The sequence below is a fragment of the Neisseria canis genome (assembly GCF_900636765.1).
GTDB classification, from domain to species: domain Bacteria; phylum Pseudomonadota; class Gammaproteobacteria; order Burkholderiales; family Neisseriaceae; genus Neisseria; species Neisseria canis.
Window position 1 is genome coordinate 2,282,653 of sequence record NZ_LR134313.1, and the last position, 16,159, is coordinate 2,298,811.

The 16,159-nt window shown below is 53.8% G+C and carries 16 protein-coding genes; all 16 read right to left on the bottom strand.

The genetic code is table 11. The annotated features are described in order from the left end of the window. Positions 1-143: 143 nt before the first annotated feature. The 16 genes from tpx to EL143_RS10880 all read right to left on the bottom strand — a co-directional run bounded on the left by tpx (position 144) and on the right by EL143_RS10880 (position 16,125). Complete coding sequence (gene tpx, locus EL143_RS10805; RefSeq protein WP_085416736.1) at positions 144-641, bottom strand: thiol peroxidase; 498 nt, start codon at positions 639-641, stop codon at positions 144-146. A 28-nt stretch (positions 642-669) separates the two neighbouring features. Next, a complete protein-coding gene (locus tag EL143_RS10810; protein ID WP_085416735.1) occupies positions 670-1,284 on the bottom strand; it encodes a DUF4230 domain-containing protein in 615 nt (204 codons plus the stop codon). Positions 1,285-1,409: 125 nt separating this feature from the next. Beyond that, a complete protein-coding gene (locus EL143_RS10815; RefSeq protein WP_085416761.1) occupies positions 1,410-1,982 on the bottom strand; it encodes a hypothetical protein in 573 nt (190 codons plus the stop codon). Positions 1,983-1,993: 11 nt separating this feature from the next. Next, positions 1,994-3,925: an ATP-binding cassette domain-containing protein gene (locus EL143_RS10820; protein WP_085416734.1), complete on the bottom strand. Its 1,932-nt coding sequence runs from the start codon at positions 3,923-3,925 to the stop codon at positions 1,994-1,996. A gap of 89 nt (positions 3,926-4,014) precedes the next feature. Next, on the bottom strand, positions 4,015-5,223 hold the full coding sequence (locus EL143_RS10825; protein WP_085416733.1) for a beta-ketoacyl-ACP synthase: 1,209 nt from the start codon (positions 5,221-5,223) through the stop codon (positions 4,015-4,017). 3 nt (positions 5,224-5,226) lie between these two features. Then, complete coding sequence (locus EL143_RS10830) at positions 5,227-5,784, bottom strand: hypothetical protein (protein WP_232001294.1); 558 nt, start codon at positions 5,782-5,784, stop codon at positions 5,227-5,229. Beyond that, positions 5,744-6,982, bottom strand: a complete 1,239-nt coding sequence (locus EL143_RS10835) for an NAD(P)/FAD-dependent oxidoreductase (RefSeq protein WP_085416732.1) — start codon at positions 6,980-6,982, stop codon at positions 5,744-5,746. Before EL143_RS10835 ends, EL143_RS10830 begins: the two co-directional genes overlap by 41 nt. 212 nt (positions 6,983-7,194) lie before the next feature. Then, entirely contained in the window at positions 7,195-9,588 is a 2,394-nt protein-coding gene (locus EL143_RS10840) for an MMPL family transporter (RefSeq protein WP_085416731.1), read from the bottom strand. Between the two features lie 54 nt (positions 9,589-9,642). Continuing rightward, positions 9,643-10,641 (bottom strand): BtrH N-terminal domain-containing protein, encoded by a 999-nt coding sequence (locus tag EL143_RS10845; RefSeq protein WP_085416730.1) that lies wholly within the window; start codon positions 10,639-10,641, stop codon positions 9,643-9,645. After that, on the bottom strand, positions 10,634-11,077 hold the full coding sequence (locus EL143_RS10850) for a hypothetical protein (RefSeq protein ID WP_085416759.1): 444 nt from the start codon (positions 11,075-11,077) through the stop codon (positions 10,634-10,636). Before EL143_RS10850 ends, EL143_RS10845 begins: the two co-directional genes overlap by 8 nt. Before the next feature lie 8 nt (positions 11,078-11,085). Beyond that, positions 11,086-12,249 (bottom strand): beta-ketoacyl-ACP synthase III, encoded by a 1,164-nt coding sequence (locus EL143_RS10855; RefSeq protein WP_085416729.1) that lies wholly within the window; start codon positions 12,247-12,249, stop codon positions 11,086-11,088. A 55-nt stretch (positions 12,250-12,304) separates the two neighbouring features. Next, the gene (locus tag EL143_RS10860; protein ID WP_085416728.1) at positions 12,305-13,213 is read right to left on the bottom strand and encodes a hypothetical protein; all 909 of its coding nucleotides are present in this window, start codon (positions 13,211-13,213) and stop codon (positions 12,305-12,307) included. 174 nt (positions 13,214-13,387) lie between these two features. Continuing rightward, complete coding sequence (locus EL143_RS10865) at positions 13,388-13,981, bottom strand: LolA family protein (protein ID WP_085416758.1); 594 nt, start codon at positions 13,979-13,981, stop codon at positions 13,388-13,390. A gap of 15 nt (positions 13,982-13,996) precedes the next feature. Beyond that, positions 13,997-14,725, bottom strand: a complete 729-nt coding sequence (locus tag EL143_RS10870) for a nitroreductase family protein (RefSeq protein WP_085416727.1) — start codon at positions 14,723-14,725, stop codon at positions 13,997-13,999. A gap of 28 nt (positions 14,726-14,753) precedes the next feature. Next, a complete protein-coding gene (locus EL143_RS10875; protein ID WP_085416726.1) occupies positions 14,754-15,191 on the bottom strand; it encodes an acyl-CoA thioesterase in 438 nt (145 codons plus the stop codon). Beyond that, positions 15,184-16,125, bottom strand: coding sequence for an LpxL/LpxP family acyltransferase (locus EL143_RS10880; protein ID WP_085416725.1), 942 nt, complete (start codon positions 16,123-16,125; stop codon positions 15,184-15,186). Before EL143_RS10880 ends, EL143_RS10875 begins: the two co-directional genes overlap by 8 nt. Positions 16,126-16,159: the final 34 nt, after the last annotated feature.

Below are 16,159 nucleotides of genomic sequence, written 5' to 3' on the forward strand. Positions count from 1 at the left end.
TTCAGACAGGCATATGCGATAGAGCCGGTTGACAATGCCTGTCTGAAAAATAGGTTGAACAGGCGAAATTATAACACATATCAACCGTTTAATTAGCAAACTCAAGCTGCATACCCGGCAAGGCATGCGCTTGAGTCAGCGGTTTAGCGCACGGCGGCCAGAGCGGCTTGGTAATCCGGCTCGTCGGCAATCTCGGAAACCAGCTGGCTGTGCAGCACACGGTTGTTTTCATCCAGCACCACAACCGATCTGGCCGTCAAACCGGCCAATGCGCCGGAAACCATCTGCACGCCGTATTGTTTGGCGAAATCGCTGCGGAAAGAAGACAGCATCGTTACATTTTCGATACCTTCCGCACCGCAAAAGCGCGACTGTGCAAAAGGCAGGTCGGCCGAAATGCACAATACGGCAGTGTTGGGCAGCGAAGCGGCCTCTTCGTTGAATTTGCGCACGGATTGGGCGCACACGCCGGTATCCACGCTCGGGAAAATATTCAGAATTTTCCGTTTGCCGGAAAAGTCGGCCAGTTTTTTGTCGGAAAGATCCGCTCCGGTCAATACACAATCCGGAGCGGTATCGCCTGCTTGCAGGAAAGAACCCGCCACTTCTACCGGATTGCCTCGTAAAGTTACTTGCGCCATTGTGTGTCTCCTTTTCAAACAATTGGATTTATGCCTTGCACACAGGCAATGCAGCCGGATAAACCGATACTTTGGTTTGCGTTAGGGCAAATAAAGTTTCAAGCTGCACCTGCGCTTGAGCTTGGGCATGCTTCAAAATATCGGCGCGGCAGGCGCTTTCGAGAATCTGCGTTCTGGCTTTGCTCTGCACTTCTTGGAACACGGATTTATCTATCGGCGTAATGCCCAGCGAGCCGGTTTTGATGTCATACACATCCAGATTATCCACGTTCACGCTCAAAATTTCCACCGGCGGTAAGCTGATAATCGCTTTGCCGTCGATTACCTGCACGTTTTCAGGTTTCAATTTATCCAAATCCACCCCTGCCAACACACGGCCTTTGGCCATAAACAGGCCGGTCTGCGCATCCTGCCAAAGCAGATACCAATTGCCCTGTTTCTCGGTTTTGATGATGGTGTCGATATAAAACGCCGTGCTTTCCAAACGGTTGAGCTTGTGGATTTGAACAATAATGCTCTCGCGGCTAATCGGATTATGCACGGTTTTCGGCGCTGCGGGCTTTTGCTGCATATACAGATACATGGCAAAAGCACCGGCGCAAACCAAAGCCGGAATCAGCAAAAAATAAAAAAGTTTTTTCATAGGTTTTCTAATGAATCAATGGCTTAATCGGGCTTTCAAAAAAGCGATGCCTGTCTGAAAACGAGGCGCCCATTGTACACCTTATTTTCAGACAGGCATATTGCGTATAGCAAAGCCCAATGCGCTTACATTCTGCCCAATTCGCGCTGCAAAGCTTGGATATTCTGTTGGCGGTCGAGCACATGGCTTTGCAGGCCGCTGATCTGCTGCTGGTTGATTGCGCCGTTTTTCACGGCACGGGCACGGATCAAATCCGCCTGCGCCTGCGCCAAAGCTTTGCGCTCGTTATGCAGCTCCTGCTCTAAAATCGAACGCCTGCCGCTACTGCCGACGGGTTTGGGCGCAGTTGCCACTACTGCCTGCGTGTTAATGGCTTGCGGCGCTTTATATGCGGCCTGTTGGATGCCGGGGCCGGGCTGACGCACCGGCAGCGGAGCTTTCGCTACCGTACGCTTGGCGTGTTGTGCGGAAGCTTTATTTGAGACCGGAGCGGACGGTGCGCTGTACACCAGTCTCGGCATGGCCGAGGTGTAATTGCCGATGGCCGGCAAATCTGCTTTGCCGCGGCTGCGGCATTCCGCGCTGGGTTTATCGGTGTACACACCGTTACATTCGTAAATCGTGCCTGCCTGAACCTGAGCCGCCCAAGCCACCGTTAAACCCAATACCAAACCCGAATGCTTTAAAAACGTCTTCATTTTTCCCATACTTACCCATGTGATTGTTCGCTGAATGCGGCTTCGATTTCTTGATTAATCTGCTCTAATTCTTCCTGCCACATCAGCCAATTTTCTTCCAATTCGAATAATTTTACTTTGACCGCCGCCAAGTCGGTGATGATTTGCTGGAGTTTTACTTTATTTTCCTCTAAATAGGCATCTTCGTGTGCCAAAAATGCTTCAAATTCCGCTTGTTGCGCGCCTAAACGGCTGATTTCCTTTTCAGCCTTGTCGATTTTCTGTTGCACGGGCTTGGTGCGTTTGGCTTTTTCCTGTCTGATTTGCGCTTCGAGGCGTTTGGTGTCTTTGCGGCTTTGGGTCTGTGCCGAAGCGGCGGGGGCTGCGGCGACATTTTCCTGCGCCAAACGCCATTGGCGGTAGTCTTCCAAATCGCCGTCGAAGTTTTTCAGACGGCCTTTATCAATCAATAAAAAACTGTCGGTGGTGGCTTCGAGCAAACTGCGGTCGTGCGACACCACAATCAACGCGCCTTGAAAACTCTGCAAAGCCACGGTAAGTGCGTGGCGCATATCCAAATCGAGGTGGTTGGTCGGTTCGTCGAGCAGCAGCAGATTGGGCTTTTGCCACACAATCATCGCCAATGCCAGCCTCGCTTTTTCGCCGCCGGAAAAAGGTTCGATTTTCTGCAAAGCCATATCGCCGACAAAGTTGAAGCCGCCGAGGAAATTGCGGATTTCCTGCTCGCGCACATCGGGCGAAAGCTGCTGGATGTGCCAAACGGGGCTTTGGTCGTCGCGCAGGGTGTCAAGCTGATGCTGGGCGAAATAGCCGATGTTGAGCTTTTCGGATTTCACCATCTGGCCGGACAATAAAGCCAATTCTCCGGCCAAGGCTTTGATAAAGGTAGATTTTCCGCTGCCGTTCACACCCAGCAATCCGTAGCGCGCGCCGCTTTCCAGCGATAAGGTAATGTCGTGCAGCACGACCGTACTGCCGTAGCCCAAATCGGCTTTGTCCATTTTCAGCAAAGGGTTGGGCAAATGTGCGGGCGTTTCGAATTCAAATGAAAATTCGCTGTCGAGATGCGCGGGGGCGATGCGCTCCAGTTTGGCCAATGCTTTCATGCGGCTTTGCGCTTGCGTGGCTTTGGTGGCTTTGGCTTTGAAACGGTCGATAAACGATTGCAAATGCTTGATCTGCGCCTGCTGCTTCACATACGCAGCCTGCTGTTGCACCAAACGCTGGGCGCGTTCGGTTTGGTAAAAATCGTAGTTGCCGCCGTATTGGGTGAGCTTCTGATTCGATAATTCAACGGTTTGCGTGGTGGTGGCATTTAGAAAATCGCGGTCGTGCGAAATGATGATTTGGGTACACGGCAGGTTGGCGAGATGGTTTTCCAGCCACAGCACGGTTTCCAAATCCAAGTGGTTGGTCGGTTCGTCGAGCAGCAGCAAATCGGCGCGGCACATCAGGGCTTGGGCCAAATTCAAACGCATACGCCAGCCGCCTGAAAAGGCTTTGACGGGCTTGCTGTGTTCTTCCTGAGCGAAACCCAATCCGCTCAACAACTTTGCCGCACGGGCGGGCGCGGTGTAGGCATCGATTTCTTCGAGCTTGGCGTGCCATTCGGCGATTTTGATGCCGTCGTTTTGTGCTTCGGCTTGTTGGAGGCCTGTCTGAGAATCTTGCAGCTCTTTATCGCCCTGCAAAACATAGTCCAAAGCGGAAGTATCCAACGCGGGCGTTTCCTGCGCCACCGCCGCCATTCTCCAATGTTTGGGAATCAGCACGTCGCCCGCATCCTGCGTGATTTCGCCTTTAATCAAGGCAAACAGGCTCGATTTGCCGGTGCCGTTTTTACCGATTAAGCCGACGCGTTGGTTGGGGTTGACGGTGAGGTTGGCTTGGTTGAGCAACACTTTCAGGCCGCGTTGGAGCGTGAGGTTTTTGAGTTCGATCATGAATGTTAACCTGCAGGGCGAAAGGCCGTTATTCTACCTGATTTAAAGCATCATGCCTGTCTGAAAACAGATTCAGACAGGCATGATGCTTATTCGCCGATAACCAAAACAGTATTGCTGCCGCCGAATGCAAATGATGAGCTGGCGCCGATTCTGCGCTCATGCAGCCAGCGGCTTTCGGCATGAGTCAAACCGATTTTGGGCAAGGCTTGGTCTGCGATACCGTCCCACCGCTGCGGTGGCAGGTGGCCTTCGGGATTATGGTTTCTGTGGATCATGCCCCATAAAAACGCGGCTTCGATTGCGCCCGCCGCGCCTAAAGTGTGGCCGGTATCGGGCTTGGTTGAAGTGCAGGGTGTGTCGAGGCCGAACACTTCCGCCACGGCTATGCTTTCCATGCTGTCGTTGTGTTGCGTGCCCGTGCCGTGCAGATTAATCCAGCCGACTTCCTCCGCGCCCACACCCGCATGTTTCAAAGCGGCTTCGAAAGCCTGAACCGCGCCCAATCCGTCCGGCCTGGGCGACGACATGTGGTAGGCATCGCTGCTTGCGCCGTAGCCGAGCAAAGGCAGGCTTTCGCAAAAACCGGCTTCACGCGTCATCACGAAAGCGGCGGCGGCTTCGCCGATATTGATGCCGTTGCGGTTGGCGGAAAACGGGTTGGCCAAACCGTTGGACAACACTTCCAGCGAGGCAAAGCCATTGATGGTTAACGGGGAAAGCGTGTCCACGCCGCCGCAGATAACCGCATCGCACAAGCCTGCGCGCAACAGGCGGGCGGCGCTGATTAGGGCACGCGAGCCGGAAGTGCAGGCGGTGGACACCACATAATTCAGGTTGCTCAAGCCGTACACCGCCGCCACAAATTCGGCAGGTTCGCCCATAAGCTGTTGCGCCTGCTTGAAAGTGAGCGTTTTCCAGTCGGCGCCTTTGGCCGCTTGTTCGAACATGGCGATATTTTCGTCCACACCGCTGGTGGATGTGCCCATAACCACCGCCACCCTACCGGCACCGAAACGCGCTTTGGCTGCTTTTATCTGCGGCTCGATTTGCGCCAATGCATGCCACAAAAGCCGGTTGGTTCGGCTTTGCAAGGTTTCAGACAGGCTTTCCGGAAAAGCACGAAGCTCGGTATCCACCGCGCCGAAAGCGAAATTTTTGCCTTTAACCCATTCTTGCGAAAAGGTCAGCGGCGAAGCTTCGGAAGGGTTGAGCAAAGCATCAATATGCGCTTGCAGGCCGTCGCCCAGTGCGCTGGTTAATGCGGGGGCGGACAAATAAACCGGTGTGGTATTCATAAATTATTCCTGAATCGGAAACAGCGACCATTGCGTTTGGCCGGGAAAGTCAATCAACCAGCCCCGGTCTGTGGTTACGGTGCACCACAATGTTTTGGTGCGCTGTTTGTAACATTCACCGCCTGTAACGGCTTGACGCTGCAACTGCGGGTAAACCGCTGCGTCATTATCCGAAAACAGCGGCAACATGGCGCCAAACAGGCGGCGGGAAGCGGCATTCGGCATCACAAAGCCGTCATTGTGCCAGCCTTTCTTACTTAAAACCTGCCGCGCAACCGGCGCTCCCAGCGGATTGGTTTGCACAAAACGCACTTCTTCGCCGCTTTGCTCGACCGCCAGCAGGCTGGTTTGGATGATGTTGCCGGCAGCATCCCGCTGCTCTACTTGAAACCAGGCGCTGTTATTCTGCACCTGCGGTATGCGTGCCGGCTTGGGCAAGCCCGAGGTACAGGCGGCGAGCAGCAGGGCGGCGCATAAAAGAACACTGTATTTTTTCATTTCCATCGCTTTCAGACAGGCATCAAACCAGCGGCACATTGCCCACCACGGCTGCCAACGCATCCAGCCGCTTGGCATGTTTTTCAACAAACGGGTTTTTCGTATCCCATGCGTAACCCGCCAAAATGGAAGCAATCATGCGGTTGATTTCGGGGCTGCGGTCGGCGGCATAAATCGCATTTTGGAAGCGCGTATCGTACCAGCCGTTGACATAGGTGCGGAAAGTGTCCACGCCCTGCATCAGCGTATCGGCGTATTCGCTCTGCCAATCCACCGCTTCGCCGTTGAACTGTTTGGCAAGCAGATCCGCAGCCAGCTTAGCCGAATGCATGGCAATGGTTACGCCGGAAGAAAACACCGGATCGAGAAATTCCGAAGCATTGCCGAGCAAGGCAAAGCGCTTGCCGTATAACGCTTTCACATTGGCCGAATAACCTTGGATGCTGCGGAACGGAAATTCGTTTTCCCATTGCGCATCGGCCAGAATTTCCGCCAACATCGGGCATTCGAGGGCGAATTTTTTCAATACGGTTTCCGAATCGCCGGCAAGCTTGTCGGTCGAGCCGACCACGCCGATGGAGCAATGGTTGTCGGCAAACGGAATCGTCCACAGCCACACGTCGCGGTGCTGCGGGTGGGTGGTAATCAGGATTTTGTCGCGGTCGAATTTGGGGCTGGAAATGTTGTCTTGGATGTGGGTAAAGTGTGCGATGCGCGGCGGCAGGTCGGAAGGGGTTTCCAAACCCAGCAAACGCGGCAGCACACGGCCGTAGCCGCTGGCATCCAACACAAATTTCGCGCTCAGTTCATAAGCCTCCCCCGTGTCGGTTTCCACTTTCAGACAGGCATCGTCTTCCCGCTCTTCAAACGCGGTTACACCATGCCCGAAGCGCACTTCAACGCCCTGCTTGGCTGCTTCGTCTATCAAAATCTTGTCAAACAAAGCGCGGCGCACTTGGAATGTGGTGCCCGGCCCGGGGGAAAATTTATCGGTGAAGTCAAAATAAGTATAGCGGCTGCCCCAAGTGAAGGCCGCACCGTTTTTAAACTGAAACGAAGGCTCCGCTTCCACCGCTTCCAAAAAACCTGCTTCTTCAATCATTTCCATGCAGTGCGGCAGCAAGCTCTCGCCAATCACAAAGCGCGGGAAATGCTGCTTTTCCAACACACACACTTTGAAACCTTTTTTATTCAGCAGCGCAGAAGCAATCGAGCCCGAAGGGCCGGCGCCGATGATGGCAACGTCGAATTGATGAGTCATTTTTTGCTTTCTTCAATTTAAATACTGATTCCATAAACGCTCTCTGAAACAGCGCCCCTATTTTGCCCCAAATAATATTGGAATCAGCCTACACACAATGAAATCCAATCTTTCAGACAGGCATGTTGTTATGGTAGCCAATCAAACTTAAAACCGACACGTTTCCCTTATGCACACATAAACCATACGGCAGTTTCCTGTGCCAAAACCTTTTAGCTTTCTTCCTCCAGCAACCAAGCCGACAGCCACAAATTCAACAGCACGCCCACCGCCACCGTAATGCCGAACGCAGCCACTGCGGGCGTGATGCTCATACCGAGCAGGATAAAGGAAATACCGGTGGTCAAGGCTGCCAACAGCATGCCGCCGAGGCGCGCGGGCGCGGTGTGTTTGGCGGTAACGGCATACACCGTGTAGTCCACACCGATCGCCGACACCAGCAGCAGGCCGAACATGGCAAACAGGCTTACCGGAACACCCGTCCAGCCCAACACGGCCACTGTGCCCAACGCAGCCGCCAAAGGTACGGCCAGAATTTTAATGCCGCGCCGCATGCCGAACATATGCCACAACAAAACCAGCGCCAACGCATAAGATGCCAGCTTAAGCCAAGCGGTATGGTTGCGGGTTTCCTGAAACAGCTGGTTCAAATGCGTACGTTTGTCCGCCCAATGCACGCCCCCCAAACCTTGAATGCCTGTCTGAACGGCAGCGGCATCGGTCAAACCGTTTAAGCGGATTACCGAAGCAAACCTGCCCGGTGCCGCTTCGCCCAAATACAGAGGCCGCCAAGCTTCGGCCATTTCCGGTTTCAAGCCTTCCGACAAAGTCAGCGCCGGCGCATCGGCCGCCTCATTCAAAGCATCGCGCATGGTATTGCGCGGCACGCCGATTTCGCGCATAGCCTGCCAGGCATCCGGCAATTTTGCCAACTCGCGCAAGCGGTTTTGCAGCTTTTTCTGTTCCGACACGGGCAGCAGCCATTGGTCAAGCGACTGGATTCCCACCAGTTTCTGCTGCGCAATCAAAGGCTGGAGCAAACGGCGCACTTCCGCGTTTTTGCGCAACAGCGCATCTTCGTTTTCCGCTTCCACCACCAAATATTGCCCACCGAAATCAGCACCTGAAAGCTTGCCGATTTGCTGTGCTTCGGCCAACAGGCCGGGCGGCATATTGACCCATTGGCGGATATCGTCGCGCCAGTCGCTGCGCCACAAGCCCACAGCAAGAAAAATACCGCCCACAATCCACCAGCCGCGACGGTGCAGACGCAGCTTCACCTTGCCGGACACCTCATACAAGCGGGCCATCCAGCCTGCAAACGGTACGTTTTTAGCCTGATAACGCGCAAACACGGTCGGCAGCCACAACACGGTCGCACCAAAAGCGCCCAGCAACGCAAAGCCCGAAAATACCGCGGTTTGGCGCAATACGGGTAGAGGCGTAAACCACAAAAACGCATAGCCCAAAACCGTAATCAGCAGGCTCACGGCAAAAGTGGGCATCACATGGCGCATCGCGGGTTTGGCCTCCCACGAAAGGCTGTCTGAAAGCGCGGCATATTTGCCTTCGTAGCGACGGAACACCGAAGGCGCAAGCCAATGCAACGGGAAATCCACCAACACGCCAACCAAGCTGGTGCCGATCACAAGAGTGAGGATATGCACTTGGCCAAACATCAACAAAGCGGCAGCCAAACCCGTGAGCATCCCTGCCGCCAGCGGCAAAGCCAACCAGAATACGCGCGCAGAACGGAACACCCACAACAACAGCGCAAACGTAAGCAGCAAACCGGCTGTGCTCATCATGCGGCTTTCCCGCTGTGCCTGCACTTTTGCCGCCGCCGCAAACACCGCCCCGCCCGCACTCAACGTTTCCACGCCGCTTGCCGCCGCAAGCTCGCGGCTTTTCTGCAACAGCGGCAGCAACTCATCGCTGCCGTTGGCAATATTGTTGGCATCGGGCAGTTTGCCGCGTAGCCATACCCAGGTTTTGCCACTTTCGTCTTCGGTGAACAACATGCCGTTATCGGCATTCCACTGCAAGCGGCTTTGCGGGCGGGCGCGCTCGGATACAAAGCGGCCGACGCCCAACCAATCCTGATCCAGCGGCAAAGGCGACGGCGCAGCAAACGGGTTCACTGCCGCTTCCGCACGATCCTGAAAATACTTCGCAGGCTGCTCAAACAGCAATTGCCGCTGCTCAAACGGCATCACGGCCAAACCCAAGCGCCGAATATCCTCGCGCACACGTTCCAAATCGGGTGAAATGCTGCTGTCCACTTCGGCAAACACACCGCTCTGCCGCCACAGCCCGGCAATTTCCATGCCTGTCTGAAAAGCTTTTTCCGCATCGCTGCTGCCGGCCAGCAAAACCACTTGTGCATTTACCTGCTTTTCGTTTTCCGCATCGGCAAGCTGAAGCAAAATATCCGGCTGCCGCTCTTGCGGCAACAGCGCGGTCAAATCGGTTTGCAGCCAGTTTTTGGCGGCAAACTGATAAATCAGAAAAGCGGAAACCAGCAGGATGAAGGCCGTGTAAAGCTTCTGCGGCGTAATGTTCAGACGGCCTCTTTTAAGATGTTTGAATATGGGTGTGCGCATCATAATCCATCCGAATATTGGTTTCTGAAATGTCGGCTCATCCGCTTTGCCAAACAGTTACGGCTTCAACAAACTCCGCCACAAAGTTTCTTCCTGATCGGCAATGCCGCGCAAAAAGTCGGCAATCTCGCGGCAGCCTTGCTCGGTCGGCTTTTTGCACTGGCGCACGCACATGCTGGCAAACTGGCGCCAGTTGTCGCCGATGGCGGTCATCTGCTGCGAAGCGGCCCGCAGAGCCGGGTTGCCGCAGATTTCGGCAGCCTGTTCAAGAAAATAAGCGTAAAGGTAGCGGAAGCCGGCGCCGCCGGTGCCGATTTCTTCCTGCATGCGCACGATATGGCCGAGGTAAAGTTTCTGATATTTGGCGCTTTTGCCGCTTTTGGGCAGGCTTTCTATTTTTTTAGCCAGCGTACGTATGCCTTTTACGCCCACGAAAAACACGGGCACCAGCATTTGCTTGGCATTTTTGCGGATGGCTGCCTGAATTTTTTCAGACAGGCATTCGTTAATCTGCTTATCCGAAGCCCGGGTGTCGATGTAATACATCAAGCCTTTGGCAGCCAGTGCGCCTTTGGCGAAGCGGGCACGCTGCAAGTCTTCCGCGGCGCAACGCTGCACACTATCGAACACCGGATCGCTTACCAAATAGTCGCCGCCTTCTTTGCCGTACACCAAAAGATTGTGCGCGTTGAAATGAAAGCGCATTTCCGGCGGGAAATAAGGCAGCCAGAACACGGAAGTCTGCAAGCCGACCAGTTTGCCTTGCGCCACGGCAGCGTCCAATGCCGCCTGCCCGGCTTCGGGCGATGAGAATTTTTGCAGCTTGAGCTTGATGCCCAACACTTTGCATATGTTGCGGATAATGCCTCTTGGTGCAATCCGGTAGGAAATCAGCGGCATACCGGAAAGCTTCACTATCGGCATATAGATAAAGGTCAGCCCGTGCGCCAGGCCGAACACCATGGCTTCGTTCAAATCGCAGCCGTGGTGTTTAAGTAAGGTGGACATCACGCCGCTTTCGCAATGGGCGGTGTGCTGGTGTGAAAATTCAGTCATGGTTGTGTTTACCGCTCTGGTGGTTTTTCAGACAGGCATTGTTTTCAAAAGGACGGCGCAAATCATCTATGCCTGTCTGAAACGCTTGTGCATATTTTTCCAGCGTTTTCAAAGGCAATTTGGCAAATACCTCGGGGCGGAAATGGCGGCGCACCTGCCAGCGCCACAAGCCCGTTACCTGCGCCAGGCTGGCTTCGTCGTGGCGGTAGCGGTACATATAATAATAAAGCGGCGAGCGTTCTCCATTCAGCACCGCCCGCCGCGCCTGCTCGGTTTGTTCGTCCAAATCGGCCACTGCCTGCTCGGTTGCATAAGCTTCGTCCCGCCAGCCTGTGCTGGTGGCGGCTTCGTAATGCCCGTTGCGTGTGCCGTAAATCACTTTACGGTGGCCGTGGTAGGTTTTGCTGTCGTCTTGCGGAATGTCGTCTATCTTCATCATGCCTCCTATGCCTTCACTGCCTCCAGCAGCATAAAGCAGGAAGAAAAGCGCCCGCTTTCCGGCACAAAACACAATACTTTCTGCCCGTGCGACACATCAAACGTGCGCATGAATTCTTCAAGGATAATATAAATCGAAGCCGAACCCGTGTTGCCTTTATCGGGCAGGTTGGTAAACCATTTTTCCAAAGCGATGGGAAAGCCTGCCTTCTCCAGCCCGGCAGCTACTTTGTCGCGGAAAAAGCACGAAGAATAATGCGGCAGAAACCAATCAATCTCATCGGCGGCCAGCCCGTATTTTTCCATGATGCGCACAATCGGCTTTTCTACTGTGTAATGGACGATATTGTCGTTTAAGAGTTTCACATCCTGCTTCACCGCCATCACGCTGTGCGTTTCGCGGTAAGCCGCATCAAAAGTTTTGAAGCCCCTGAATTCGCCTCCAACCAGCTCTGCTCCGGCATACATGCAGACAGGCATTTCATGCGCATAGGAAACCAGCTCGATAAAGCGGATTTTAAAGCTCAAGCCTTGCGGATTGGGGCGGTTGCTCAAATAGGCCGCGCCTGCACCGTCGGAAAGCATCCAGCGCAGAAAGTCTTTCTCAAAACCGATTTCCGGCCTGGCGTGTTCCAACACTTTTTGCGCCACTTCGCTTTTGAACACTTCGCCGCGCATAATGGCCGAAGCGGCTTCCGAAGCAGCCGCCACCGCATGCCCGTGTTCGCCCGTGCGCACGCTGTTGTAAGCATATTTCATTGCCACCATGCCTGCCGCGCACACGCCGGCCGCGGTAGCCACTTCATAAGCGGGCGCGCCCTCCAGCAAACCGTGCAGCATCACGCCCTGCCCCGGCATAATCTGGTCGGGGTAAGAAGTGCCGCAGGAGAGGCAGCTGATTTCGTGTTTGTCCACCCCTTGTTCAAACAGGCGCTTTACCGCCTCGGCAGCAAGTTCCGTGCCACTATGGGTCGCCCGGCCGGTTGCCGGGTCTATCGCATAATGGCGGCTCTCAATGCCGTTGGAACGCAAAATCATCTTGCGCACGCGCGAGGGCACATCGCCCGCCATGCCCAACACGGCCTCCATTTCATCATTAGAAACGGGAGCATTGGGCAAAAAGGCCGATACCCGGTTGAGATAGACATCCAGTAATTGTTGGTTTTCCATTTAATTCGGTTGATTCACTATTAATTTTGAGCCGCAAACGGTTTTCAGACAGGCATTATTCCCCTGAAGGCCCGCTGAAATAAGCCCGCTGTCTGGCCAGCTTTTCCTGCATCAGCGGCGCCAACAGCCGCTTTAAAACCGCGCTGAGCGGCACCACCGTTAAAATCATGCCAATCAGAAACACGATATAAAACGCCAGCACGGCATAGCGCGCCCGCTTCGACAGGCGCCCCACCGCCATCACAAGCTTGCCCCAAACAAAAAAGCTGCGCTTGCCCACTTTTTCGCTCATCATCAGCTTTTCGTCCACTTTCACCGCGCCCATACCGCGGAACAAGCCGCCGTCTAAGGCTTCATCGTTTTGCAAAGCCCCTGCCAAACGGCGTCCGAAACGCGCTGCGTCCTGCAATTCGTCTTGGCAGATACCCGCCGACGGCAGCCATGGGAAAAGCTGCTTTTTGCCGCTCAGCATCCACGCAGGCGTAGTGATAAAACTGGCCGCGCTGCTGCATGCGTCGATTTTCACAATATTGCCCACCAGTTTCGCGCCTGCATCTGCCAACAGCTTTTTAACGGTTTCCTGCGCCATCAGCCACATATTGCGGCAGCCGATTAAGGTAATCACCGGCGTATCGCGCAAAACCGCCTTAGCGGCCGGATGTTGTAAAAAAGCAGTAACCGGCTGCGCAGGCGACAAAAACCACACGGTATAAGCCAACACCACCGCATCATAACGGGTGTGTGCAAATTCAGGCGCGGCGATCGGCTCGGGCTTCAAATGAACGGTTTCTGGGAATGTGTTGAAAAAACGCCAAAAAGGCCAAGGAAAGGGATACGGTTTTTCGGGCTGAATTGCCAGCATATCCACCGCCACTCCGGCCTGCTGCAAAGGCTTGGCAAAATTCGCCGCCAATTCGCCCAGCTGGCCGGTTTGCGAGTAATACACCACTAAAACATTTTTCACAATTCCCCCGAAACAGATAAATTAATTTGGCAAATTTTAACAAAGCAGTATCTTCTAAAGCAAATAAACTTATTTTCGATGCAGGCTGCAATCCGCACTTCTTGCAAAAACCCGTTTCCTATAAGAAACGGGTTTTCAGACAGGCATCATATCTTTAATACCATACCGCCCAAACTACAAAGCCTGCTTGGCAAACGCATCCAATTCTTTGCCTGTCTGAATCTGATTAAACTGCATCACAGTTCTGTCGCCTTGTTTTTCGTCCAACTCAATACGGCGCACAACATTATCGCCGCTGATGTCGATATGGTTGAAAACCTGCTTCATCAGCGAAGTTTTCGGGTTTAAACGCAGCGTCCATTTTTGCTGCGTGCCGGAAAGTTGCAGATTGAACTGCTTTTCCAAGCCTTGCGTGTTGCCGCCGAGCAAGTCGAGAAACAGGCGGATCTGCTGCGCCTGACCGCTCATTTTGCTTGGGTTGGCGGCAGCCCACTTCTGGCCGTTCCACTGCATGATGCCGTCGGCACGCACGCGCAGGCGGTTGTCGAACGGCTTCTGCATATGCCACAGCAGGCCATTTTTCGGCACCAGCACAAATTGGCCGCTGGTAACCATCGGCTTATTGAGCGATTTGAGGTAACGCTGCTGGGTAAACGCACCTTGCACATTGTCGGGTTTTTGCAGGGTTTGAGAAAGTTCGGCAGTTGAAAATGCCCACAACAGCGGGCTGAATGCGGTTAAGGCAACAGCAAATATCGGTTTTTTCATCATGTTCTTTCTTGCTTAAATTTCGCGGTAAACATCTTCAAACGGCAGGCGGAAGCGTTCGCCCCAGATGCCTTTGTTTTCTTTGCGTATGCCGCAGGAAACAATCATATTGATTTCGGCACCGCGCGGCAATTTGAGAATGCGTTTTACCATTCGGGTATCCAAGCCTTCCATCGGACAGGTATCGTAACCTTGTTCGGCCATTGCTAGCATAAAGGTTTGTGCCGCCAAGCCGCAGCTTTTATGAACCACCACGCGCATATCCGCCTCGGAAACCTCCATCACAATCGGGCGGAACAGACCGATGCCGAAAGTAATAACCTTGCGCAACGCGCCAAGCAGACCGAAAAAGCGTGCATAGACAAACGGCATCAGCTTGCCGTAATAACCTTCCGATTTTTTCAAACGGCCCGGCACCTTTTCGGGCGGGCTGTTGCGTCTCAGATTGCCCCGTTCGAAATCAGACATGGTTTGCGCGCGTTCGCGGTATAAATCCTGTCGGGTTACGAACACCACCATTTGCGCTGCCGTTGTTGCCGCACTTTGGCTCAAACAGGCAACACCAAGCTGCTTGAGCGTTGCGGGGCCGGTTATGTGGTAAAACTCGTAAAGCTGCATATTGGAGCTGCTCGGCGCAAGCTGCGCCAACTTCAGGCAAGCGCGCACTTTTTCGCTGTCGAGTTCTTTATCCGCATCATAATGCCGCACAGAACGGCGGTAATTCAGCATATCGGCAAGCATCATGCTTTCCCTATATAACAAACACACCTTGTTAGGCTGCTTGAAAGCCGGGATGTTCCCTAACCGCTGCCAGCCAGCTATCCGGTGTTTGAAACTGCATCTCGCCGTTTTCAAGCGACACGGCCACTTGGGTGGTGCTGGCTTTGGTAAGTTTAACGCCGCTTTCCAAATCCACAATCGTGTAATCAATGCGCAGGCAGCTTTCGATTTCCACCACCGCCAAATCCACGCGCACTTTTTGGCCGAACACCGCCGGCTTCACATATTTCAGATTGAGCTGCACCACCGGCCAGCTGTAACCCTGCCGCTTCATCTCATTGTAGTCATAAGAGATTTCGCTTAAAAACGCGCACCTTGCCACTTCCAAATATTTCACATAATGCCCGTGCCATACAATATGCATGGCATCAACATCAAAAAACGGCACCTCTATTTCCGTGCTGTGGCGGCAGTAAACATGTTTAGCCATGCGTTTCGTCTTTCCAAAAATCGTAAAAATTAAACCATTGCAGAGGGTTCAGCGCGCATTCCTTCGCCAGTACATCGGCAAACTGCTGCGCCGCCGCGGCAACTTCCTCATTGCGTTTGCCGCGCTTCCAATCCGCCGTATCCAAAAAACGGCTCAGTTTTAGATGATAGCGCCCGTTTTGCTTGATGCAGCACAAAGTATTCACACGGGTTTTCAACAAAGCCGCCAGCAGCCACGCACCTTGCGGCATATCGGCTTGAGCGCCTAAAAAATCCACAGCCACCGTTTTTTCGCCGCGCACAGGCACACGGTCTGCCGCAATTGCCAGCCATTCTCCCGCATCAATCCGTTTGTTCAGCTCCATCATCAGCGAAGCATCCAGATCCGTTACCTGAATCAGCTGGATTTTATCCGCACCGGCCTTGTTTAAAGCCTCGTTAAACGCCTGGGCATGGCGGTTGTGTACCAACACATTAAGACAAAAGCCTTGATGATGCGAAACCAGCGCGCGGCACACTTCCACATTGCCCACATGCGAACACACAAAAATCTGCCCGCGCCGGCCGCGTTTATCGATTTCGGCATACACATCATCCGGGTCTTCCAACACCAAATCTTCATAACGGATTTTACGCTGCCACACCGCGAAACGGTCGCATACCGCTTCGCCAAACGCCACAAACTGTCTGAATACCGGCCAAGTTTCGGGCAGCCGGGTCTGCGGAAAAGCCGCCCGCAAACGCGCCTGATAGCGCGCGATATTGCGCCGCTGCTTGGGTGCGGTGATATAAAAATACAACACCACAAACCAAATACACGGCTTCATCACAAATGCAGGCAGCCAACGCACCATCAACGTGGTGAGCGCTAAAAACAGACGGTTACCGCGTTCATTTTGGGCGGCCCAATGTTCGGAGTTTCGGGTGTCGGTCATGGTTTTCAGACAGGCATTTCAATCAATTAATGAA